We start from the raw sequence: 22,119 nt of genomic DNA, 5'->3' as shown, positions 1-22,119 counted from the left end.
TCAGGCCCCGGCGAGCGCGGCGGTCGCGTCGCTCGTTTCGTCGTAGAACGCCGGCTTCGTGACCGCGTACTCGACGGTCTCGTGCGCGCCGGACTGCTGGGCGCGGACGGCGACCTCGGCGACGACGGACGCGGTGTAGCCGTCCCATGCACTCGGCCCGTCGATGCCGCCGGTCCGGGCGGCATCGACCCAGCGCTGCACCTCTTCGTCGTAGGCGGCGGCGAACCGCTCCTTGAACGACGGCGTCACGCCCTGCGAGGTCGCCCCGGCTGCAGCGAGCGAGAGCGAGGTGTCGCGACCGATGTAGGCGACGCCCGACTCGAACACGGCGTCGGTGGTGACCTGGTAGCCGAACTGGGCGTTCACGTTGATCTCGACGATCGCCATGGTGCCGGACTCGGTGGTGAACAGGACGAACTGCGGCTCGGGCAGGTCGGCCGGCGCGAGGGAGTTCTTGCGCGGCTTCTTCACCTCGACGCTCGTGATCGCCTCACCGGTCAGGAACGGGATGATGTCGATCTCGTGGATCACCGAGTCGTGGATGAGCATCGACTCGCTGAAGTTCGGCGGGGTCGTCGGGTTGCGGTGCGCGTGGTGCAGGGCGAGCAGCGCACCGTTCGCCCCGGACTCGCGCAGGGCCTTGAGCTCCTGGTACCCGGCGTCGAACCGGCGCATGAAGCCGACCTGGATGACCGGTCGGGCTGCGTGCTGCTGCTCGAGCTCGACGATGCGCAGGGAGTCCGCGGCGCTGGTCGTCAGCGGCTTCTCGCACAGCACGGTCAGACCGCGTTCGAGGGCCGTGACGAGGATCGGCTCGTGCAGGAAGCCGGGCGTCGCGATGATGACGCCGTCGATCTCGGTCTGCGCGAGCGCCTCGTCGAAGGACGCGGCGGTGATCGCGCCGGGTGCCAGGGCTGCTGCCGCGTCGGCGCGGGCCTGGTCGGGCTCGACGACGGCGACGACGTCAGCGTTCGAGATCTTGGCGGTGATGCGGCGGACGTGGTCGGCGCCCATCATGCCGGCGCCGACGACGGCGACGCGGAGGTTCTGCGTGGTGGTCATGGTGGTGTTCTCCTGGGGTTGTTGACGCTGCGTGGACGGCGCGTCAGGAGGCTCGGGCGGCCGAGGTGGAGCCGAAGATGTGCTGGAAGGTGCGTTCGGCGATCGGGCCGGGGGCATCGACGGAGCAGCCGTACATGTCCTGCTCGACGATGCCGAAGATGTCCGGGTTGATCGCGGCGACGGCCTCGATGATCGGGGCGAGTTCGGGGGTGCCGTGCGGCGGCTCGGTCATGATGCCCTGCGACACAGCGGTGGCGAACGGCACGTCGTTCTTGAGCACGTCGAACAGCAGGTCGGTGTCGACCTGCTTGAGGTGCAGGTAGCCGATGCGCTCCGGGTGTGCGGCGATGAGCTTGAGGTTGTCGCCGCCGTAGTAGGCGAAGTGACCGGTGTCGAGACAGAGGTTCGTGTACTCGGGGTTCGTGACCTCGAGGAACCGCACGGTCTCCTTGTAGGTGCCGACGTGGCTGTCCGCGTGGGTGTGGAACTGCTGGTGGACGCCGAACTCCTCGAGCAGGGCCTTGCCGAGCTGGTCGTGGCCCGTGCCGAGTCGCTCCCACTGCTCGTCGGTGAGGGTGCGTGCCTCGAGCACCTCTTCGGTGGCGTCGGAGCGCCACAGGTCGGGGATCGTCACCAGGTGCTCGGCGCCGAGCTTCGCTGCCAGGCCCGCGACCGCGACGGCCTGGTCCCACGCACGCTGGAACTGGTCCTCGCCCTTGTGGAACCCGGTGAAGACCGTGCCCGCGGACAGCTTGAGCCCGCGGGACTCGAGCTCGTCGGACAGCTGCGACGGGTCGGTCGGCAGGTACCCGTACGGCCCGAGCTCGATCCACTCGTACCCGGCGGCGGATGCCTCGTCGAGGAAGCGCTGCCACGGCACCTGCTTCGGGTCGTCCGGGAACCAGACGCCCCACGAGTCCGGGGCGGTGCCGATGCGGATCGAGGCGGGCGCCGCGTCGGTCGCGGGGCTGCCGATGGGGGTGGCGGTGTCGGTCATGACGTCGCTGTCGCTTTCTGTCTCGTGAACGGTTCAGCCGAGCAGCGGACGCTGCGTAGCGACCTGCTGCTCGTACTCGGCGCGGGCGGCCTGCGTGCTGGGGAGGGTGGAGGTCTGCGCGACCGGCACGTCCCACCAGCCGTCGCCCTCGGGGGCGTAGACCAGCGGGTCGGAGTTGATGTGCACCAGGGTCGTGTGGTCGTTCGCCTTCGCTTGACGCAGTGCGGCCTTGAGGTCCTCGATGCTGTCCGGACCGGGCTGCACCTCGATGACGTCGACGCCGTACGAGCGGGCGTTGGCGGCGAGGTCGACGGGCAGCGGGTCGCCGTTGTCGAACGACTGGGTCTCGTCGAGGTAGCGGTACCGGGTGCCGTAACGCTCGGAACCGACGGTCTCGGACAGGTGCCCGATCGACGCGTACCCGTGGTTCTGGATGAGCACCACGATGATCTTGATGCCCTCGGCCACGGCGGTGACGAGTTCGGTGTGCAGCATGAGGTAGCTGCCGTCACCGACCATCACGATCGCGTCGCGGTCCGGTGCCCCGCGGCGGACACCGATACCGCCGGCGATCTCGTAGCCCATGCACGAGAACGCGTACTCGACGTGGTACCCGAGCTCGTCGCGCACCCGCCAGAGCTTGTGCAGGTCGCCGGGCAGCGAGCCCGCGGCCTGGATCACGACGTCGCGCGGGTCGGAGACCGACTGCACGGCCCCGATGATCTCCGGCTGGCCGGGCAGGTCGGCGCCGGACGGCGCGAAGGCGCCGTCGACGGCAGCGTCCCACGCCGCCTTCAGCGAGGCGATCTCGGATGCGTACCCGGGGTCGACGACGTACGCCTCGTCCGAGGTGAGCGACTCGGTCAGCGCGACCAGGGCCTCTCGCGCGTCCGCGATCAGCGGCAGCTGCGAACCGTGCTTGTAGGCGTCGAACGCGGCCACGTTGACGTTGACGAACGTGACGTCCGGGTTCTGGAACGCGGTGCGCGACGCCGTCGTGAAGTCGCTGTAGCGGGTGCCGATGCCGATGACGACGTCGGCCTGGGCGGCGATCGCGTTGGCGGCCGCGGTGCCGGTCGCACCGATCCCACCGAGGTACTGCGGGTGGTCCCAGACCAGGGCCCCGCCGCCGGCCTGCGACGTGCCGACCGGGATCCCGGTGGCCTCGACGAAGGCGCGGAGCTCGTCGGCGGCGTCGGAGTACAGCACGCCGCCGCCGGCCACGATCACCGGACGCTCGCCGGCGCGGATCGCGGCCACGGCACGCTCGAGCGGTCCGCGCTCGGGCAGCGGGCGGCGGATGTGCCACTCGCGCGGCTGCAGGAACGCGACCGGCACGTCGAACTCCTCGGCCTGGACGTCCTCGGGCAGCGCGATCGTCACCGCACCGGTCTCGGCCGGGTCGGTCAGGACCCGCATCGCGGCGAGGGCGATCGAGAACAGCTGCTCCGGACGCTCCACACGGTCGAAGTAGCGCGACAGCGGACGGAACGCGTCGGTGACCTGCAACGACGTGTCGTGCGGCAGCTCGATCTGCTGGAGCACCGGGTCCGTGGTGCGTGTCGCGAAGGTGTCCGACGGAAGCAGCAGCGCCGGCAGCCGGTTCGTCGTCGCGAGCGCAGCTGCGGTCAGCATGTTCGCGGCACCCGGGCCGACCGACGCGGTCGACGCGTAGGTCGCACGGCGGCGGTGCATGCGGGCGAAGCCGACGGCCTCGTGCACCATCGCCTGCTCGTTGCGGGCCTGGTGGTAGGGCAGCAGGCCGGGCTGCTCGACGTGGAGCTGCTTGATGGCCTGACCGACGCCCGCGACGTTGCCGTGCCCGAAGATGCCGAAGATCCCCGGGATGGTGCGCTCGCGGACGTCGCCGTCGACGGTCCACTGGTTGGCCAGGAACTCGACGAGTGCCTGGCCGACGGTCATCCGACGCGTCTCGCTCATCGGGAGGACTCCTTCTGGTAGGGCAGGCGCGGGTCGAGCTGCTCGCTCGCCCACGCCCGGCGGACCCAGCCGTGGGCCGGGTCGTCGGTGATGTTCCAGACGCGCTCCGGGTCGGGCCCGGCCATCACGTTCAGGTAGTACATGTCGTAGCCCGGCGCGGCGACGGCGGGGCCGTGCCAGCCGTACGGCACCAGGGCGATGTCACCGGTCCGCACCTGGCGGAACTCGTCGATCGCGCGGTCGTCCGAGGCGTACGTGCGGTGCAGCGCGAACGGGTCGGCCGGTTCGGGGGCGATCTGCTCGAGCCCGCGGGACACCGCCGACTCGTAGTAGTAGATCTCCTCGAGGTTGGACTCGGAGCCGGGCACGTTCGTGTCGTGCTTGTGCGGCGGGTACGACGACCAGTTGCCGGCCGGCGTGATCACTTCGCACACGATGAACTTGACGGCGTCGAGCGCGGCCGGGGTGCCGAAGTTGTGCACCTGGCGGCTCGACTGCCCGGCGCCGCGGAGCTCCACCGGCACGTCCGGCCGGGCCACGTACGTGGTCGGCTTGACGGTGTCGGTGGGCGCCTCGGCGACGGCGAACCGACCGTTGCCGGTGATGCTCGCCGCGGAGCCCGAGCCCAGGTACAGCACGTCGGTCGGGCCGTCGAAGACGCTCCCCCGCCCCTGCAGGGCTTGCTCGCCGTCACCGGCGGCGCCCGAGTGGGTCACGTGGAACGACCCGGCGAGCGGCACGACGATGCGCTCCACGGCGTCGGCCGGGAGGCGCAGCTCGCCCCCGTCGGTCAGCGCGCCGGTCCGGAGACCGGTGTGCGCCCACCCCTCGATGCGACCGTCGACCACGTCGGTCCAGCCCGCCTCGGGCCGGGAGCCCGCCGGGATGAACCACTGGTCGTGCTGGTGCTGTTCGTTCGCCATGCTGCGCGTCAGTTGTTCGACGGGAAGCCGAGGTTGATGCCACCGTGCGACGGGTCGAGCCAGCGGCTCGTGATCGCCTTCTGGCGGGTGAAGAAGCTCACGCCGTCGGCCCCGTACGCCTTGTGGTCGCCGAACAGCGAGTTCTTCCAGCCACCGAACGAGTAGTAGGCGACGGGCACCGGGATCGGGACGTTGATGCCGATCATGCCGACCTGCACGTCGCGCTGGAACCGTCGGGCGGCGCCACCGTCGTTCGTGAAGATGGCGGTGCCGTTGCCGTACGCGCCGGAGTTGATGAGCTCGAGGCCCTCTTCGTAGGTGGCGACACGGACGACGCTCAGCACCGGACCGAAGATCTCCTCGGTGTAGACGCGGCTGGTCGTGGGCACCTGGTCGATCAGCGTCGGGCCCAGCCAGAAGCCGTTCTCGTCGCCGTCGGGTCGGACGGTGCGGCCGTCCACCACAACCACCGCACCGTCCTGCTCTGCGACCTCGATGTACGAGGCGACCTTGTCACGGTGCTGCTTCGTGACGAGCGGGCCCATGTCGCACCCGCGACGACCGTCGCCGATGCGCAGGGTCGCCGCGCGGTCCTTGATCTTCTGGATGAGCTCGTCCGCCACCGGCTCGACGGCGACGACGACCGAGATCGCCATGCAGCGCTCACCGGCCGAACCGAAGCCGGCGTTGATCGCGTTGTCGGCGACCAGGTCGAGGTCGGCGTCCGGCAGGACGAGCATGTGGTTCTTCGCGCCGCCGAGGGCCTGCACGCGCTTGCCGTGCTTCGTGCCGGTCTCGTAGACGTACTGCGCGATGGGCGTGGAGCCGACGAACGAGATCGACTCGACGTCGTCGCTGGTGAGCAGACCGTCGACGGACAGCTTGTCGCCGTTGAGCACGTTGAAGACGCCGTCGGGCAGGCCGGCCTCCTTGAACTTCTCGGCGAGCCAGATGGCGGCCGACGGGTCCTTCTCGCTCGGCTTCAGCACGACGGTGTTGCCCGCGGCGATCGCGATCGGCAGGAACCAGAGCGGCACCATCGCCGGGAAGTTGAAGGGGCTGATGATGCCCACGACGCCGAGCGGCTGGCGGATCGAGTAGACGTCGATGCCGGTCGAGACCTGGTCGGAGAACTCGCCCTTCATCAGGCTCGGGATGTTGGTGGCGAGCTCCACGACCTCTTGCCCACGGGCGATCTCACCCAGGGCATCGTCGATGACCTTGCCGTGCTCGCTCGTGATGATCTCGGCCAGCTCGGCCTTGTCGCGGTTCAGGATCTCGCGGAACGAGAACAGGATCGCCTGGCGCTTGGCCAGGGACAGGTTGCTCCACCCGGGGAACGCCGCTTTGGCGCTGCCGATGGCCGCCTGGATCTCGGACTCGTCGGCCAGCGCGACCTGCTTGGTCGCGACGCCGAGCGCCGGGTCGTACACGGGGGCGGTGTTGCCCGACGCCGAATCGACGCGCTTGCCGTCGATCCAGTGCCCGACGGTGGTGGTGGTCGTGTCGGTGAGCGTCATGCGTTGCTTCCTTCCGAGATGGACGAGTCCATGGTGGTGGCGCCCGCGAGCCGAGCGGCTGGGTCGTGGGCATCTGTGGAGAACCCGCCCCGGGCCTCCTGGCTGTGGACGAGGCCGGCGGCCACGTCCACGGCGGCGGCGACGTCGCCGTCCGAGGGGTAGAGCAGGGTGCGTCCGACGACCAGGCCGCGGACGCCGGGCAGGGCGAGGGCGTCAGCCCACTTCGCGTACGTCTCCAGCGGGCGCGAAGCCGGGTCGCCGCCGAGCAGCAGCGTCGGCAGCGTCGTCGCGGCCATCACGCGCTCCATGTCGTCGACCACGGGGATCTTGAGCCAGCTGTAGGCGCTGGACTCGCCGAGACCGGCGGCGATCGCCATCGAGGTGATCACGGCGTCGGCAGACAGGTCGTTGACGACCCGGCCGTCCCGCCACTCGGACATGAACGGCTCGAGCATGATCGGCAGCTGCAGCGCCGCGGCCTCGCTGACGGCGCGGGCCGTGGCCTCGAGCGTCGGCGCGGTGCCCGAGTCCTCCAGGGCGATGCGCACCAGCAGCTTGGCGAAGTCGAGCCCGGAGTCCTTGATGGCCCCCGCCGAGTACGCCGTGTACCGGTCGTCCATCTCGAATGTGGCACCGCGCAGCCCGCCGCGGTTCATCGACCCGACGACGACCTTGCCGTCGAGGGCGCCGAGCAGCGCGAGGTCCTCGAGGATGTCGGGCGTCCCGAGCACCCCGTCGACCCCCGGCCGACCGAGGGCGGTGACGAGCCGCTCGAGCAGGTCGTAGCGGTCCGCCATCGCGGACTCGTCGTCCCGCACCGCCAGCGCCCCACGTGCGGGGTGGTCGGCGGCGACGATGAAGAGCTTGCCGTCGTCGGCGAGCAAGGGTCGCTTGCGGCGGGCGTCGAGCGTGGCCCGCACCAGGTCGGGCTGGCCGGCACGGATGTCCCGGAGGCGCTGGAAGTCAGCGGGGCTGAGCTCAGGCATGGGTCTTCTCCTCGGTGTGCGTCTCACCCGTGTGCGTCGTGCCCTCGGCCGGGTTGTCGGTCAGGAACTGCTCGATCTCGTCGCTCGTCGGCATCGCCGTCGAGCACTCGAACCGCGTCGCGACGATCGCACCGGCTGCGTTGCAGAACGCCAGGATCCGCTCGAGGGTCCAGCCCTGCAGCAGGCCGTGGGTCAGCGCCCCGCCGAAGCCGTCGCCCGAGCCGAGCCCGTTCACGACGTCGATGTGGTGCGGACGGAACTCGACGAACTCGTCGCGGGTCTTCGCCAGCACGCCCTTCGGCCCCTGCTTGACGATCGCGATCTCGACACCGCGGTCGAGCAGGGCGTCGGCGGCGCGGACCGGGTCGGTCTCACCGACCGCCACCTCGCACTCCTCGCGGTTGCCGACGGCGACGGTGGCGTGTTCGAGGGCGATCGCGACTTCGCGCGTCGCGGCCTCGGGGCTCGACCAGAACATCGACCGGTAGTCCAGGTCCAAGACGGTGTGGGTCTTCGTGCTGTTCTGCGCGGCGGACCGGGCTTCGTACGCCACGTGGTGCGCCTGTCGGCTCGGCTCCTCGCTGAGGCCGGTCACCGTGGTCCAGAAGATCTTCGCGCGCTCGATCTCGTGCAGCGGCAGGGACTTCGCCGTGATCATCAGGTCCGGCGCCTTCGGGGCCCGGTAGAAGTAGAGCGGGAAGTCGTCCGGCGGGAAGATCTCGCAGAAGGCGACGGGGGTGTTCAGTCCCTCCACCGTCTCGACGAAGGCGTTCGCGACGCCGTACTCGGGCAGCGTGCGGGCGATGTACCGGCCGAAGGGGTCGTTGCCCGTCCGGGTGATGACCGCGGCGTCCGCGCCGTGCCGAGCAGCCGCGATGGCGACGTTCGTGGCGCTGCCGCCGACGGACTTCGAGAAGGTCGAGACGTCTTCGAGCGGGCCGGTCTGCTGCGGGTAGATGTCGACGCTGACGCGTCCCATCGTGATCACGTCGTAGGCGTGGGGAGCTTGGTTCGTCATGCGACGCGGTGGACCTTCCGTGCGGCTTCATCGGCGGACGATCACGACTGTACACCCTGTTTGCCCTAATGTCATGACATGGATTGACCGGTCCGCCAGGTGGTCGACGAAGCGGCCTGGAGGCGCGGTGTCGGTGGGTTCTGCCAGGGTCGCGACATGCAGATCCTCGCCCTGGTCATCGGTCTCGTGATGGGCATCGCCGTCGGTGCGGTCGTCGCCTGGTCGCTCGCCCGCTCGCGCGCCGGCGTCGACGCCGCCTCGGCCCGTGCGACGGCCGAGGCGCTCCGCGGCCAGCTCGGAGCGGCCCGACGCGACGCCGAGGAACGCCTCGACGCCCAGGACACCCAGTACCGCCGCCAGGTCGACTCGCTCGAACGGCGCTCCGCCGAGCTCGAGCACCTGGTGCAGCGCATGCACGGCGTCGACGCTGCGCGCAACCAGAACGAGTCCAAGGTGCTCTCCGCGCTCAGCCCCGTGGCGCAGACCCTCGACGTGATGCGCACGAAGATCGCCGAGCTCGAGCAGTCGCGGAGCGAGCAGTACGGCGCGCTGTCGGCGCAGCTCCGCTCGGCCGCCGAGTCGGAAGAGCGACTGCGCGCCACCGCCGACACCCTGGCCAGTGCCCTGTCGTCGAACAGCACGCGCGGCGTCTGGGGCGAGACGCAGCTGCGCAACGTGGTCGAGGCCGCCGGGCTGCTCGAACGGGTCGACTTCGACGTCCAGTCCTCCGTCACCACCGCCGTCGGCTCCGCGCGCCCGGACATGGTCGTGCACCTGCCCGGCGGCAAGACCATCGCCGTCGACGCCAAGGTGCCGTTGAGCGCCTACCTGCAGGCCGCCGAGATCCCGGCGACCGCCACCGGTGCCGAGGCAGCCCGGCGCGACCAGCTCATCGCCCAGCACGTGAAGGCCCTCCGCGCGCACGTCGACGCCCTGGCCGCACGGGAGTACTGGACCGGCTACGACGCCTCCCCCGAGCTCACCGTCGCGTTCATCCCGTCCGAGTCGCTCATCTCGAGCGCCCTCGCCGCCGACCCCGGGCTGCTCGACCACGCCTTCCGCAAGCGGATCGCACTCGCCTCACCCGTGACCCTGTGGTCCGTGCTCAAGACCGTGGCGTTCTCGTGGCAGCAGGACGTCGTCTCGCAAGAGGCGCACGAACTCTTCAAGGTCTCCCGCGAGCTCTACGGCCGGCTGTCGACGATGGCCGGGCACGTCGACAAGCTCGGCCGTTCGATCCGGGGCTCCGTCGTCGACTACAACCGCTTCGTGGGGTCCCTCGAACGCCAGGTGCTGCCCAGCGCCCGTCGGCTGTCCCTGCTCGACGAGTCGAAGGTCATCGCCGACCCGTCCTCGATCGAGGACGAGCCGCGGCTGCTCACGGCCCCGGAGCTCGTCGGCGCCGTCGACGAGGACTAGCCGCCCCGGGGCGTGTCACGCCCCGCCGCCCGTGCAGCGCCGACCCCGCGCACAGCGAAAACCCGTCCGCACCACGCGATCACGTGGTTCGGACGGGTTTCGGTGGTTCAGCGCGAACGCACGCCGATCAGGACCGCCTGCGGATCAGAACCACTTCTCCGCACGGTGGTCCGCCTGGATGCGGCGGATCGTGTTCGAGCGCGAGCGGAGCACGAGCGAGTCGGTGTGGATGACGCCGCGCGAACGACGGACACCGTCGACCAGGACGCCGTCGGTGACGCCGGTGGCGACGAAGAACGTGTTGTCACCCGTGACCAGGTCGTCCTGGTCGAGCACCTTGTCCAGGTCGTGGCCGGCGGCGAGGGCGCGCTCGCGCTCCTCGTCGTCCTTCGGCTGGAGCTTGCCGAGGATCACACCGCCGAGCGCCTTGATCGCGCACGCCGTGATGATGCCCTCGGGCGTGCCGCCGACGCCGACGCACATGTCGATCGTCGAACCGGGCAGGGCGGCGGCGATGCCACCGGCGACGTCACCGTCGAGCAGCAGTCGCGTGCCGGCACCGGTCGCGCGGATGGCGCGGATGAGTTCGTCGTGGCGGGGGCGGTCGAGCACGGCCACGACCATGTCCTCGAGGTCCTTGCCCTTGGCCTTCGCCAGGGCGCGGATGTTGTCACCGATCGGCTTCTCGAGGTCGAGGACCCCACGGCCCTCGGGCCCGGCGGCGATCTTGTCCATGTAGAAGACGGCGGAGGGGTCGTACATCGAGCCGCGGTCCGAGACGGCCATGACGGAGATGGCGTTCTGGCGGCCGGCGGCGGTGAGCGAGGTGCCGTCGATCGGGTCGACCGCGATGTCGCAGGCCGGACCGTGACCGTTGCCGACGTGCTCGCCGTTGTAGAGCATCGGGGCGTTGTCCTTCTCGCCCTCACCGATGACGACGACGCCGTCGAAGTTCACCGTGCCGAGGAACTTGCGCATCGCGTCGACCGCGGCGCCGTCGGCGAGGTTCTTCTCGCCCCGTCCGACCCACGGCTGCGCACGGATCGCGGCGGCCTCCGTCGCACGCACGAGCTCGAGCGCGAGGTTGCGGTCGGGCTGGAGGAACAGGGAGCCGGTTTCCGTAGTGGGAGTCACGACCCGAGCCTACCGACCGGCGGCCGACCCGCGGTCCGGACAACGGGCCCGTGCACGCATGTGCACGCCGGACGTGAGCCGACCGCGTAACCCGGACCGCGCCTCTCCCAACCGGCACGGCCGGTCCGCCGCTGACGCGTCGCACCGGAACCGGCGGTCGGGTCCCAGAGGTTCTGACTACGATCGGCGGGGACATCACCGAAGTCGAAGGAGATCCACGTGCCCATCGCAACGCCGGAACAGTACGCCGAGATGATCGAACGCGCGAAGGCGGGCAAGTTCGCGTACCCCGCGGTCAACGTCTCCTCCTCGCAGACCATCAACGCGGTCCTCCAGGGCCTGCAGGAAGCCGGTTCCGACGGCATCCTCCAGGTCACGACGGGCGGTGCCGACTACTTCGCCGGCCACACCATCAAGAACCGCGCAGCGGGCGCCCTCGCGATGGCGAAGTTCGCCCACGAGGTCGCCAAGAACTACGACATCACGGTCGCCCTGCACACCGACCACTGCCCGAAGGACGCCCTCGACGGCTTCGTCCTGCCGCTCATCGCCGCGAGCGAGGAAGAGGTCCGGCAGGGTCGCAACCCGATCTTCCAGTCGCACATGTGGGACGGTTCGGCCGTGCCGCTCGACGAGAACATCGAGATCGCGAAGACGATGATCGAGAAGACGCGGAACATCAACGCCATCCTCGAGGTCGAGATCGGCGTCGTCGGCGGCGAAGAGGACGGCGTCCAGCACGAGGGCACCAACGACGCGCTCTACACCACCCCGAACGACGTCGAGAAGGTCGTCGACGCGCTCGGCCTGGGCGACAGGGGTCGCTGGATCGCGGCGCTCACCTTCGGCAACGTGCACGGCGTCTACAAGCCGGGCAACGTCAAGCTCCGCCCCGAGCTCCTCGGCGAGATCCAGGCGTCGGTCGCGGCGAAGCACGGCACCGGCGAGAACCCGCTCGACCTCGTGTTCCACGGCGGCTCCGGCTCGACCGACGACGAGATCCACGAGGCCGTCCGCAACGGCGTCATCAAGATGAACATCGACACGGACACGCAGTACGCGTTCACCCGCTCGATCGCGGACTCGATGTTCCGGGGCTACGAGGGTGTCCTGAAGATCGACGGCGAGGTCGGCAACAAGAAGCAGTACGACCCCCGCGCCTGGGGCAAGGTCGCCGAGACGGCCATGGCGGCTCGCGTCGTCGAGGCCGCGAAGGTCCTCGGCTCGGCCGGTCACGCCAAGGGCTGAGCAGGTCGGTCCGGTCGGGTCCACCGGCCTGGAGGAACGGGGTGCGTCCGACGGACGTGCCCCGTTCTGCGTCTGGTCACCTCCACCGCGTGCCACGATGGGCGGGTGACCGTCGACGCCATCGCCTCCGAGTTCGCCCAGTTCGTCACCGAGTCGCCCACCGCGTTCCACGCGGCAGCGGCCGCCCGCGACCGGCTCGTCGCAGCCGGGTTCACCGAGCTGTCCGAGCTCGACGCCTGGCCGACCGAGCCCGGCGCCTACGTGGTCGTCCGCGACGGTGCCGTCATCGCGTGGCGGCTGCCCGACGGTGCCGGACCGACGACCCCGTTCCGGATCCTCGGTGCCCACACCGACTCCCCCGGCTTCCGCGTGAAGCCGAACCCCGGTGTCCGCACCGGCGGCTGGGAGCAGCTGGGCGTCGAGGTCTACGGCGGTGCCCTCCTGTCGACCTGGTTCGACCGCGACCTGCGGATCGCCGGGCGGGTCGTCGACGCCGACGGCACCGTCCGGCTGGTCAGCACCGACGCCGTCGCCCGGATCCCGAACCTCGCCATCCACCTGGACCGCGGGGTCAACGACGGCAAGGAGATCGACCGCCAGCGCCACACGCTGCCGATCGTCGGGGTGGACGGCGACGCCGGCGGGACCTCCGTCGTGGAGTGGCTGCGTGCCCGACTCGGCGACGGTGCGGTGTCGTGGGACCTGTTCCTCGCCGACACCCAGACGCCGGCCCGGATCGGCATCGAGCGGGAGTTCCTCGCGTCCGGCCGGATGGACAACCTGACGAGCGTGCACGCCGGACTCCGGGGCATCGTGGACGCTCCGACCGACGGTGACCACATCCCGGTGTTCGCGGCGTTCGACCACGAGGAGATCGGGTCGTCGACGCCGTCCGGTGCCGGAGGTCCGTTCCTCGAGGACGTCCTCGGCCGTGTGCAGGAGGGCCTCGGCGCCACCCGCTCCGAGGCCGCCCGGGCGTTCCGTGCGTCGTGGCTGCTGTCGAGCGACGCCGGGCACCTGGTGCACCCGAACCAGCCGGAGAAGCACGACCCGACGAACCGTCCGCGCCCCGGAGCCGGACCGCTGCTGAAGATCAGCGCGAACCAGCGCTACATGACCGAGGCGAAGGGCGAGGCCGTCTGGGCAGCCGCGTGCGAGACCGCCGGTGTGCCGTGGCAGCCGTTCGTGAACGTGAACACGATCCCCGGCGGCTCGACCATCGGCCCGATCGCGGCGACCCGGCTCGGGATCCCGACGATCGACATCGGTGTCGGGCTGCTGTCGATGCACTCGATCCGGGAGCTCGTGCACGTCGACGACCTGGCCGCCCTGCACGGAGCGGTCGCCGCCTTCCTGGCCAGCTGACCTCCGGCCGCTGGCTGGGGTGGTCACGACTCCCCGCGCGCACCCGCCGAGTGGTCACGAGCTGTCGTTCGCGCCGAAGCCGGACGACACTTCGTGACCACTCGGCGATGGGCTCGCGGCGTGTTGCGACCACTCGGCATGCGGCACCCGACGACGCCTACAGCCGGGCGGCCAAGCGTCAGGCTCCGGACTGGCGCAGCACGAAGTCGACGAAGGCCGGGTCCTGCGTCACGACGACGACGAACGCGATCGTGCTCACGAGCGTGGCGACGACCGCACCGAGCAGCGGCACCCAGAACGTGCGCTTCCGTGCGCGGAGCCGCCGGATCGACCACCAGGCCACCAGGGCGAAGACCACGACGTTCGTGATGGCGGCGACCGCGGCGGCCCCGCTCAGGGCGCTCGGGTCGTTCAGCGCCGTGTACTGGGTCTCGAGGGTCTGCCGGACGGTCGAGGCGACCTGACTGACGGACAGCGACTGCACCACCGAGACGAGCCCGAAGGCGAGCAGCCCGACGGTGAGCACGAAGTCGCCGGGCGTGCGACCGAACCGGCTGCGCGGCACCGACCGCTGGCCGCCGGCGACACCACCGGACGGGGCACCACCAGAGGGAACGCCCCCGGAGCGCATGCCGCCAGCAGCGTTGCCTGGAGCACCGTCCCGCCTCCCCTGGGCGGCAGCCTGCTCACGGAGCTCCCGAGCCTGTTGCTCCCGCTCCTGGCGTTCCTGCTCGACGAGGACCGGGTTCACCCACCCCTCTGGCGCGTACTCGCCGTACCCGGGGGCGGGACGGCCCTGGGGCCGACCTTTCGCGTTGCCGGCGGCCGACGTCGGGGACGCACCCCGGGCCTCCTGGCCGGCACCGGCCCCGTCGTCGTGGTGCGCCGGGTCGCGACGCGGGACCGAGGACCAGCCGTCCGCCCCGCTCATGCCCGGCGCCCGCCGAGCGCGCGCGTCGGGTTGCCCGAGGCGTCGGTGCGGAGCTCCTTGGGGAGCGAGAACATCAGGTCTTCGTGCGCGGTGACGACTTCTTCGACGGCGGCGTACCCGGCGTCGGCGAGCTGCTCGAGCACCTCGGCCACGAGCTCTTCCGGCACGGACGCACCGCTCGTGACGCCGATGGTCTCGACGCCGTCGAGCCACTCCTGCTGGATCTCTTCCGCGTAGTCGACGCGGTGGGCGGCGCGGGCACCGTGCTCGAGCGCGACCTCGACCAGGCGGACGCTGTTCGACGAGTTCGCGGAGCCGACCACGATCACCAGGTCGGCACCGGGGGCGACCTTCTTGATCGCGACCTGGCGGTTCTGCGTGGCGTAGCAGATGTCGTCCGACGGCGGGTCCTGGATGGCGGGGAACTTCTCACGGAGCAGCCGCACGGTCTCCATCGTCTCGTCGACGCTCAGCGTGGTCTGCGACAGCCAGACGAGGTTGTCCGGATCGGCGACCTCGAGCGCGGCGACGTCGGCCGGGCCGTTGACCAGGATGGTGCGTTCCGGGGCGTGCCCCATCGTGCCCTCCACCTCTTCGTGACCGGCGTGCCCGATCAGGATGATGGTGCGCTCGGCCTTGGCGAACCGGGTGGCTTCGCGGTGGACCTTCGTGACGAGGGGGCAGGTGGCGTCGATGGCGTGCAGGTCGCGCTCGGCCGCACCGGCGACGACGGCCGGGGAGACGCCGTGTGCGCTGAAGACGACGTGCGAACCTCGGGGTACCTCGGCCACGTCGTCGACGAAGACGGCACCGCGCTGTTCGAGCGTCGACACCACGTGCACGTTGTGGACGATCTGCTTGCGGACGTAGACGGGCTCGCCGTACTGCTCCAGTGCCTTCTCGACCGCGACGACCGCTCGATCCACCCCGGCGCAGTAGCCACGGGGCGCCGCGAGCAGCACCTTCTTGGGCCCGGCGACCGGTTCGTCACGCAGTCGGCCCCGTGCCGCGTGCACACGCGGCGGGGCGAGCGGGACCGTGTGGCCGTTGGTGATCGTCACGTCCCCGATGATAGGTGAGCAGCACGCACGCGACCTGGGCGCGCGGGGGACCTGTGGAGAACACGACGGCCGTCCCCTGTCACCGGTCTCGGGCACGATGGACGTCTCAGCAGGACAAGGAGCGACATGGCGATCGAACAGGGCCCGCCGACGGCCGACAACCCGTGGCCGGTGGCGCTCCTCGGCGCGAAGCTCCGCGACTGGATCGACCGGCTCGGCACCGCCTGGGTCGAGGGCGAGATCACGCAGTGGAACGTCGCCGGCGGCAACGTGTACGGCAAGCTCAAGGACGTCGAGGTCGACGCCACCGTGTCGTTCTCCATCTGGTCGAGCGTGCGCTCCCGGGTGCCCGCGGACATCAAGCAGGGCGACCGGGTCGTCGCCGCGCTCAAGCCGAACTACTGGGTCAAGGGCGGCTCGCTGACCATGCAGGTCGTCGAGATGAAGCACGTCGGGCTCGGTGACCTGCTCGAACGCCTCGAGCGGCTCCGTCGCACCCTCGCCGAGGAAGGGCTGTTCGACCCGTCCCGCAAGAAGCGCCTGCCCTTCCTGCCGCACCGCATCGGCCTGATCACCGGCAAGGACTCCGACGCCGAGAAGGACGTCAAGCGGAACGCCCAGCTGCGGTGGCCCCAGGTGGAGTTCCGCACCGTGCACACCGCGGTGCAGGGCGAACGGACCGTGGGCGAGGTCACGGCGGCGATCCTCGAGCTCGATGCCGACCCCGAGGTCGACGTCATCATCATCGCCCGCGGCGGCGGCGACTTCCAGAACCTGCTCGGCTTCAGCGACGAGGGGCTCGTCCGTGCTGCGGCGTCCGCGTCGACCCCGATCGTGTCGGCGATCGGGCACGAGGCCGACCGGCCGATCCTCGACGAGGTCGCCGACCTGCGCGCCTCGACCCCGACGGATGCCGCCAAGCGGGTCGTGCCCGACGTCGCCGAGGAACTCGCCAACGTCCGGGCGGCCCGTGCGCGACTCGGGCTCCGGCTCTCGCACACCCTGTCGGTGGAGGCCGACCGGCTCGCCGCGCTGCGGTCCCGGCCGGCCCTGGCGTCGACCGCGTGGCTCGTCGACACCCGCGCGGAAGAGGTCGCCCGTGACCTGTCCCGTGCCCGCGAGCTGCTCGACCGCCGACTCGAGCGCGGGCACTCCGAGGTCGGGCACCTGACCGCCCGGCTCCGGGCGCTCTCGCCGCGCGACACCCTGCGCCGCGGGTACGCCATCGTGCAGCGGGCCGACGGCGGCGTCGTCCGGGGCACCGACGACCTGTCCGGAGTGACACCCGTGCACGTCACGCTCGGTGCCGGTACGGCCACCGGCACGCTCGAACCGGACGGTCCCGGCCCGGACGGCTCCTGACCACGGGTGTTCTCCACAGCCTGGGTCCGGGCGGCGGATCGTCGGTGGACGCTCGGTAGGATCGACCCGTGCCATCCCAGCAAGAACCCGAGCAGACCGACGTCCAGTCGCTGAGCTACGAAGCGGCCCGCGACGAACTCGTCCGCGTCGTGAGCGAGCTCGAACAGGGCTCCGCGACCCTCGAGCGTTCGCTCGCGCTGTGGGAGCGGGGCGAAGCCCTCGCCGCCCGGTGCGAAGAGTGGCTCGTCGGTGCCCGCGCGCGGCTCGACGCGGCACGTGCAGCCAGCGACGCCCAGGACGGCTCCGGCCGATGACCGACCCGAACGGCCGGCCGATCGTCGCCGAGCTCGGTCGCGCCGAGACGCCGGAGGAGACCTGGGCCCGCAAGGACGCCGCCCGCACCGCCCGCCGGCAGCACCAGACCGCGTTCAACCTGGTCCTCGCGCTCATCGCCTCGCTCGGCATCGTGCTGTTCCTGGTGGCCGTCGTGGTCCGACCCGACACCGCCGTGGACCGCACGGTCGACTACCAGCAGATCGCGGCGAAGGCGCAGGTCGACGACGTCACGCTGGTGGCTCCGCCGCTGCCCGACGGCTACAGCGCGAACCGTGCCGACTTCGCGAGCAAGACCAACGACGGTGTGGACGTCTGGACCGTCGGCTTCGTGACGCCGGACAAGCAGTACCTCGGCCTGCAGCAGGGCATCGACGCCAACGCCTCGTGGGTGTCGAACCAGCTCGACCAGCGCCCGTCCACCGGTGACCGCACCATCGGCGACACGGAGTGGACCGTCTACGACCGCCGTGCCGAGGGCACCGACGCCGGCAACCACGCGTACTCGCTCGTCTCGACCTTCGGCAAGAACACGATCGTGCTCTCCGGCACCGCCGACGACAAGGCGTTCCGGACCGTCGCGACCGCCGTCGCCCGACAACTGACCGAGTAGCCGACGGCGACGGGAACCGACCCGCCGCACCCGTCCCCACCGCACCTGCCCGCTACCGCATCTGCCCCGACCGCGTCCCATCCGAACCGAGGAGTCCCATGCCCGACCGCGCCGCCTCCACCCCGTCCGACGCCCTGCGCCTGCTCGTCGACGGCAACGCCCGCTTCGCCGCCGACAAGCGCCGGATGGGCCGCGTGGACCCGGACCGCCGTACCGAGCTGGAGGGCTCGCAGTCGCCGTTCGCGACCGTCCTCGGCTGCTCGGACTCACGGGTGCCGTTCGAGCACGTCTTCGACGCCGGCATCGGTGACCTGTTCGCCATCCGCAACGCCGGCCAGATCGTCGAAGACGTCGTGCTCGGCTCGATCGAGTTCGCCGTCGTCGCCCTGGGCACGCCCCTGGTCGTCGTGCTCCGCCACACCGGCTGCGGCGCCGTCGCGGCCGCGCGCTCCGGTGAGCCCGTCCCCGCCCCGCACCTGCAGGCCCTCGTCGACGCCATCGCCCCGAGCGTCGAGAAGGTCCGGCTCACGGACGCCGAGCTCCCGCAGGAAGCCGTCGGCGCCGCGCACCTCGAGGCCACCCTCCGCCAGGTGATCGAGCGCTCCGGCGCGGTCTCCGACGCGATCGCCGAGGGTAGATTGGCCGTCGTCGGGGCGACCTACGACCTCGCCACCGGAGAGGTCACCATCGACACCGTCGTCGGCCAGGTCTGACCGACCCGACGACGACCGATCCAGACGACGACCAACCCGACGAAGACCGACCCCGACGACGACCGCCCCGGCGACCCCGGGGCGCAGGCACGGGCCGGCGCGACCGCGACCGCGACCGGCGAGCATCCTAGGAAGGACCACGACGACGTGACCGACACCACCCCGACCGAGTTCCGCATCGAGCACGACACCATGGGCGAGGTCCGGGTGCCGAAGTCGGCGCTCTACCGTGCCCAGACCCAGCGCGCCGTCGAGAACTTCCCCATCTCGGGCACCGGGCTCGAGTCGGCGCAGATCGTGGCGCTCGCACGCATCAAGCGCGCGGCGGCGATCGTGAACGGCGAACTCGGCATCGTCGAGCCCGCCGTCGCCGACGCCATCGCCGGCGCGGCCGACCTGATCATCGGCGGTCAGCACCACGACCAGTTCCCGGTCGACGTGTACCAGACCGGCAGCGGCACCTCGTCGAACATGAACATGAACGAGGTGCTCGCGACACTGGCGTCCGACATCGCGGGCTCGGCGGTGCACCCGAACGACCACGTCAACGCTTCGCAGTCGTCGAACGACGTCTTCCCCACCTCGGTGCACGTCGCCGTCACCGAAGCGCTCCTCCGCACCCTCGTGCCCGCGCTCGAGCACCTGGCCGAGTCGCTCGAGGCGAAGGCCACGCTCTGGGCGGACGCCGTGAAGTCCGGCCGCACGCACCTGATGGACGCCACCCCGGTCACCCTCGGCCAGGAGTTCGGCGGCTACGCCCGCCAGATCCGCCTCGGCATCGAGCGTGTGCAGGCCACGCTCCCCCGCGTCGCCGAGGTCCCGCTCGGTGGCACCGCGGTCGGCACCGGCATCAACACCCCGAAGGGCTTCCCGCAGCGGGTCATCGCCCAGCTCGCGAGCGACACCGACCTGCCGATCACCGAGGCCGTCGACCACTTCGAGGCGCAGGGCGCGCGCGATGCCCTGGTCGAGGCGTCCGGTGCCCTCAAGGTGCTCGCCGTCAGCCTGACGAAGATCAACAACGACCTGCGCTGGATGGGGTCCGGCCCGAACACCGGCCTGGGCGAGCTGCACATCCCCGACCTGCAGCCCGGTTCCTCGATCATGCCCGGCAAGGTGAACCCGGTGATCCCCGAGGCCACCCTGATGGTCGGCGCGCGGGTCATCGGCAACGACGCCACCATCGCCTGGGCCGGTGCCTCTGGCGCGTTCGAGCTCAACGTCGCCATCCCGGTGATGGGCACGGCGCTGCTCGAGTCGATCCGCCTGCTGGCGAACAGCTCGCGCGTGCTCGCGGACAAGACCATCGACGGGCTGCAGGCGAACCTCGAGCGTGCCCGCGCGTTCGCCGAGTCGTCGCCGTCGATCGTCACCCCGCTCAACCGCGTCATCGGGTACGAGGCCGCCGCCAAGGTCGCGAAGTACGCCGTCGCCGAGGGGATCACCGTCCGCGAAGCCGTCGTCGCCCTCGGCCACGTCGAGCGCGGCGAGGTGACCGAGGCGCAGCTCGACGAGGCCCTCGACGTCCTCAGCATGACCCACCCGAACTAGCGCGACGCTCCTGACGCACCCCCAGGACGGACGGGAGGCCCGGTGCCAGCTGGCACCGGGCCTCCCGTCCGTCAGATGGCGGCTCGACCCGCCTCACGCGCTGAGCGACAGGTCACGCGCCCCCGAGCGCGTGACCTGTCGCTGAACGCGAAACCCGACAGTGCCCGCTACACCAGGTCGGGCGAGTCCAGCAGGTCCGTGACCAGGGCGGCGATCGCGGAGCGCTCGGAGCGCGTCAGCGTGACGTGCGCGAACAGCGGGTGCCCCTTGAGCCGCTCGATGACCGACGCGATCCCGTCGTGCCGGCCGACTCGCAGGTTGTCGCGCTGTGCGACGTCGTGGGTGAGCACCACCCGCGAGTTCTGGCCGATGCGCGAGAGCATCGTGAGCAGGACGTTCCGCTCGAGCGACTGCGCCTCGTCGACGATCACGAAGGCGTCGTGCAGGGAGCGCCCGCGGATGTGTGTGAGCGGGAGCACCTCGATCAGGCCGCGCTCGATGACCTCGTCGAGCACGTTGTCGGAGACGACCGAGCCGAGGGTGTCGTAGACGGCCTGCGCCCACGGGTTCATCTTCTCGCCGGCGTCACCGGGCAGGAAGCCGAGGTCCTGCCCGCCCACGGCGTACAGCGGCCGGAACACCATGATCTTCTTGTGCTGCTGCCGTTCGAGCACCGCCTCGAGTCCGGCGCACAGGGCGAGCGCAGACTTGCCCGTACCGGCGCTGCCGCCGAGCGAGACGATGCCGATCTCGGAGTCGAGCAGGGCGTCGATGGCGAGCCGCTGCTCGGCCGAGCGGCCGCGGAGCCCGAAGACCTCGCGGTCGCCGCGGACGAGGGCGACGGCTCCGGCGACGTGCACACGACCGAGGGCTGATCCGCGCTCGGAGTGGATGACGACCCCGGTGTTCACCGGCACGCCGTCGAGCTTCGCGGATCGGATCTCCTCTTTCTCGTAGAGATCGGCCATCTGCTCACCGGAGACCTGCAGGTCGGCGATGCCGGTGTAGCCGGAGTCGACCGCGAGTTCGGCGCGGTACTCCTCGGCCGCCATGCCGATCGAGGACGCCTTGACCCGCAGCGGCAGGTCCTTCGAGACGACGACGACGTCGAGCCCGTCGTTCTTCAGGTTGGACGCGACCGCGAGGATGCGGGAGTCGTTGTCGCCGAGCTGCAGTCCCGACGGCAGGACGGACTGGTTGGAGTGGTTCAGTTCGACGCGGAACGAGCCGCCGTCGCCGATCGCGATCGGGAAGTCGAGTCGCTCGTGCTCGATGCGCATCTCGTCGAGCAGCCGGAGGGCCTGCCGGGCGAAGTACCCGATCTCCGGGTCGTTGCGCTTCGACTCGAGTTCGCTGACCACCACCACGGGCAGGACCACGGCGTGTTCGGCGAAGCGGAACAAGGCCCGCGGATCGCTGAGGAGCACCGATGTGTCGAGCACGTACGTGCGCTGGGCGACCGATGTGGACGAGTCCGCGGTGTGCTGGTGCTGTGTTCCGCGAGAGACGTTCTGAGAGGTCACGACCACTCCATCCCCGGGCCGCGACGGGCCCGGTCCTGTCCTCGAACGCGGCCACGGAGCGGGTCCCGAAGCACCGACTGTGGCCGCTTCGATCGGGCGCGGTGCCCGATGGGGACAACGTACGTCCGGCCCCCGACACCCCGACAGCGACACGCGGTTTCCGGAGTTACGTTCGCGTGAACAACGCGGCGCGGCTCGCGCCGCTCGCCGCGGTGACGCGTCGGCTGGTCACGAACCGTCGGCGGCGACGGCTCCGGTAGACAGGTGGTGACCACTCGGCGGACCTGAGCGGGGTGTGGTGGCCGCTCGCCGGCCCCGGACGGGAGGCCCGTGGCGGCCTGACACCGCGCCTCCAGTCCGTCCGTCGGTCACGACTCGTCGCGCGGGTGACGCCGAGCGGTCACGAACCGTCGGCGGCG

At 70.9% G+C, this 22,119-nt stretch carries 19 protein-coding genes; 8 read left to right on the top strand and 11 right to left on the bottom strand.

Annotation, left to right across the window (positions count from 1 at the left end):
• Genes KK087_RS11040 through iolC form a run of 7 tightly spaced genes read right to left on the bottom strand, consistent with a single transcriptional unit; the run spans position 1 to position 8,447 of the window.
• Positions 1–1,062, bottom strand: a complete 1,062-nt coding sequence (locus tag KK087_RS11040) for a Gfo/Idh/MocA family protein (protein WP_214528984.1) — start codon at positions 1,060–1,062, stop codon at positions 1–3.
• A gap of 43 nt (positions 1,063–1,105) precedes the next feature.
• Complete coding sequence (locus KK087_RS11035) at positions 1,106–2,059, bottom strand: sugar phosphate isomerase/epimerase family protein (RefSeq protein WP_214528983.1); 954 nt, start codon at positions 2,057–2,059, stop codon at positions 1,106–1,108.
• 33 nt (positions 2,060–2,092) lie between these two features.
• Positions 2,093–4,000 (bottom strand): 3D-(3,5/4)-trihydroxycyclohexane-1,2-dione acylhydrolase (decyclizing), encoded by a 1,908-nt coding sequence (gene iolD / locus KK087_RS11030; protein ID WP_214565258.1) that lies wholly within the window; start codon positions 3,998–4,000, stop codon positions 2,093–2,095.
• Positions 3,997–4,923, bottom strand: a complete 927-nt coding sequence (gene iolB / locus KK087_RS11025; protein WP_214528981.1) for a 5-deoxy-glucuronate isomerase — start codon at positions 4,921–4,923, stop codon at positions 3,997–3,999. Before iolB ends, iolD begins: the two co-directional genes overlap by 4 nt.
• A gap of 8 nt (positions 4,924–4,931) precedes the next feature.
• Complete coding sequence (locus KK087_RS11020) at positions 4,932–6,443, bottom strand: CoA-acylating methylmalonate-semialdehyde dehydrogenase (protein ID WP_214565256.1); 1,512 nt, start codon at positions 6,441–6,443, stop codon at positions 4,932–4,934.
• Entirely contained in the window at positions 6,440–7,429 is a 990-nt protein-coding gene (locus KK087_RS11015) for a class I fructose-bisphosphate aldolase (RefSeq protein WP_214565254.1), read from the bottom strand. The genes KK087_RS11020 and KK087_RS11015 overlap by 4 nt, the downstream gene beginning before the upstream one ends.
• Positions 7,422–8,447, bottom strand: coding sequence for a 5-dehydro-2-deoxygluconokinase (gene iolC, locus KK087_RS11010; RefSeq protein ID WP_214565253.1), 1,026 nt, complete (start codon positions 8,445–8,447; stop codon positions 7,422–7,424). Before iolC ends, KK087_RS11015 begins: the two co-directional genes overlap by 8 nt.
• A gap of 156 nt (positions 8,448–8,603) precedes the next feature.
• Here iolC and KK087_RS11005 point away from each other — a divergent pair, with 156 nt between their 5' ends.
• Positions 8,604–9,866 (top strand): DNA recombination protein RmuC, encoded by a 1,263-nt coding sequence (locus tag KK087_RS11005; RefSeq protein WP_214565251.1) that lies wholly within the window; start codon positions 8,604–8,606, stop codon positions 9,864–9,866.
• Between the two features lie 144 nt (positions 9,867–10,010).
• Here KK087_RS11005 and glpX read toward each other — a convergent pair whose 3' ends face one another.
• On the bottom strand, positions 10,011–11,000 hold the full coding sequence (gene glpX, locus KK087_RS11000; RefSeq protein ID WP_214528977.1) for a class II fructose-bisphosphatase: 990 nt from the start codon (positions 10,998–11,000) through the stop codon (positions 10,011–10,013).
• A 219-nt stretch (positions 11,001–11,219) separates the two neighbouring features.
• On the opposite strand from glpX, the gene fbaA reads away from it, so the two are divergent.
• Together fbaA and KK087_RS10990 are read left to right on the top strand one after the other, a co-directional pair.
• On the top strand, positions 11,220–12,248 hold the full coding sequence (gene fbaA / locus KK087_RS10995; protein ID WP_214565249.1) for a class II fructose-bisphosphate aldolase: 1,029 nt from the start codon (positions 11,220–11,222) through the stop codon (positions 12,246–12,248).
• Between the two features lie 105 nt (positions 12,249–12,353).
• The gene (locus tag KK087_RS10990; RefSeq protein WP_214565247.1) at positions 12,354–13,613 is read left to right on the top strand and encodes a M18 family aminopeptidase; all 1,260 of its coding nucleotides are present in this window, start codon (positions 12,354–12,356) and stop codon (positions 13,611–13,613) included.
• Between the two features lie 178 nt (positions 13,614–13,791).
• Here the strand turns inward: KK087_RS10990 and KK087_RS10985 are convergent, their stop codons facing one another.
• Together KK087_RS10985 and KK087_RS10980 are read right to left on the bottom strand one after the other, a co-directional pair.
• The gene (locus KK087_RS10985; RefSeq protein ID WP_214565245.1) at positions 13,792–14,544 is read right to left on the bottom strand and encodes a DUF6264 family protein; all 753 of its coding nucleotides are present in this window, start codon (positions 14,542–14,544) and stop codon (positions 13,792–13,794) included.
• Positions 14,541–15,605, bottom strand: coding sequence for a 4-hydroxy-3-methylbut-2-enyl diphosphate reductase (locus KK087_RS10980; RefSeq protein ID WP_439647693.1), 1,065 nt, complete (start codon positions 15,603–15,605; stop codon positions 14,541–14,543). The genes KK087_RS10985 and KK087_RS10980 overlap by 4 nt, the downstream gene beginning before the upstream one ends.
• A gap of 126 nt (positions 15,606–15,731) precedes the next feature.
• Here KK087_RS10980 and xseA point away from each other — a divergent pair, with 126 nt between their 5' ends.
• The 5 genes from xseA (at position 15,732) to KK087_RS10955 (ending at position 20,177) form a co-directional block, all read left to right on the top strand.
• Positions 15,732–16,967 (top strand): exodeoxyribonuclease VII large subunit, encoded by a 1,236-nt coding sequence (gene xseA / locus KK087_RS10975; RefSeq protein WP_214528973.1) that lies wholly within the window; start codon positions 15,732–15,734, stop codon positions 16,965–16,967.
• A 68-nt stretch (positions 16,968–17,035) separates the two neighbouring features.
• The gene (locus KK087_RS10970; RefSeq protein WP_017886728.1) at positions 17,036–17,281 is read left to right on the top strand and encodes an exodeoxyribonuclease VII small subunit; all 246 of its coding nucleotides are present in this window, start codon (positions 17,036–17,038) and stop codon (positions 17,279–17,281) included.
• Complete coding sequence (locus tag KK087_RS10965; protein WP_214528972.1) at positions 17,278–17,913, top strand: DUF4245 domain-containing protein; 636 nt, start codon at positions 17,278–17,280, stop codon at positions 17,911–17,913. Before KK087_RS10970 ends, KK087_RS10965 begins: the two co-directional genes overlap by 4 nt.
• A 98-nt stretch (positions 17,914–18,011) precedes the next feature.
• Positions 18,012–18,626 (top strand): carbonic anhydrase, encoded by a 615-nt coding sequence (locus tag KK087_RS10960; RefSeq protein ID WP_214528971.1) that lies wholly within the window; start codon positions 18,012–18,014, stop codon positions 18,624–18,626.
• Between the two features lie 147 nt (positions 18,627–18,773).
• Positions 18,774–20,177 (top strand): class II fumarate hydratase, encoded by a 1,404-nt coding sequence (locus tag KK087_RS10955; protein WP_111055644.1) that lies wholly within the window; start codon positions 18,774–18,776, stop codon positions 20,175–20,177.
• A gap of 167 nt (positions 20,178–20,344) precedes the next feature.
• Here KK087_RS10955 and phoH2 read toward each other — a convergent pair whose 3' ends face one another.
• Positions 20,345–21,706 (bottom strand): RNA 5'-3' helicase PhoH2, encoded by a 1,362-nt coding sequence (gene phoH2, locus KK087_RS10950; protein ID WP_214528970.1) that lies wholly within the window; start codon positions 21,704–21,706, stop codon positions 20,345–20,347.
• Positions 21,707–22,119 lie beyond the last annotated feature (413 nt).

The organism is Curtobacterium aurantiacum (assembly GCF_018598555.1).
GTDB lineage: Bacteria > Actinomycetota > Actinomycetes > Actinomycetales > Microbacteriaceae > Curtobacterium > Curtobacterium aurantiacum.
The sequence above is the reverse complement of the archived record's forward strand: the minus strand, read 5'-3'. Positions and strand labels throughout refer to the sequence as shown.

What these genes read in the sequence shown, in the direction of transcription:
- KK087_RS11040 (WP_214528984.1), bottom strand. Translation starts at nt 1,062, where the DNA reads ATGACCACCACGCAGAACCTCCGCGTCGCCGTCGTCGGCGCCGGCATG.
- KK087_RS11035 (WP_214528983.1), bottom strand. Translation starts at nt 2,059, where the DNA reads ATGACCGACACCGCCACCCCCATCGGCAGCCCCGCGACCGACGCGGCG.
- iolD (WP_214565258.1), bottom strand. Translation starts at nt 4,000, where the DNA reads ATGAGCGAGACGCGTCGGATGACCGTCGGCCAGGCACTCGTCGAGTTC.
- iolB (WP_214528981.1), bottom strand. Translation starts at nt 4,923, where the DNA reads ATGGCGAACGAACAGCACCAGCACGACCAGTGGTTCATCCCGGCGGGC.
- KK087_RS11020 (WP_214565256.1), bottom strand. Translation starts at nt 6,443, where the DNA reads ATGACGCTCACCGACACGACCACCACCACCGTCGGGCACTGGATCGAC.
- KK087_RS11015 (WP_214565254.1), bottom strand. Translation starts at nt 7,429, where the DNA reads ATGCCTGAGCTCAGCCCCGCTGACTTCCAGCGCCTCCGGGACATCCGT.
- iolC (WP_214565253.1), bottom strand. Translation starts at nt 8,447, where the DNA reads ATGACGAACCAAGCTCCCCACGCCTACGACGTGATCACGATGGGACGC.
- KK087_RS11005 (WP_214565251.1), top strand. Translation starts at nt 8,604, where the DNA reads ATGCAGATCCTCGCCCTGGTCATCGGTCTCGTGATGGGCATCGCCGTC.
- KK087_RS10985 (WP_214565245.1), bottom strand. Translation starts at nt 14,544, where the DNA reads ATGAGCGGGGCGGACGGCTGGTCCTCGGTCCCGCGTCGCGACCCGGCG.
- xseA (WP_214528973.1), top strand. Translation starts at nt 15,732, where the DNA reads ATGGCGATCGAACAGGGCCCGCCGACGGCCGACAACCCGTGGCCGGTG.
- KK087_RS10965 (WP_214528972.1), top strand. Translation starts at nt 17,278, where the DNA reads ATGACCGACCCGAACGGCCGGCCGATCGTCGCCGAGCTCGGTCGCGCC.
- KK087_RS10960 (WP_214528971.1), top strand. Translation starts at nt 18,012, where the DNA reads ATGCCCGACCGCGCCGCCTCCACCCCGTCCGACGCCCTGCGCCTGCTC.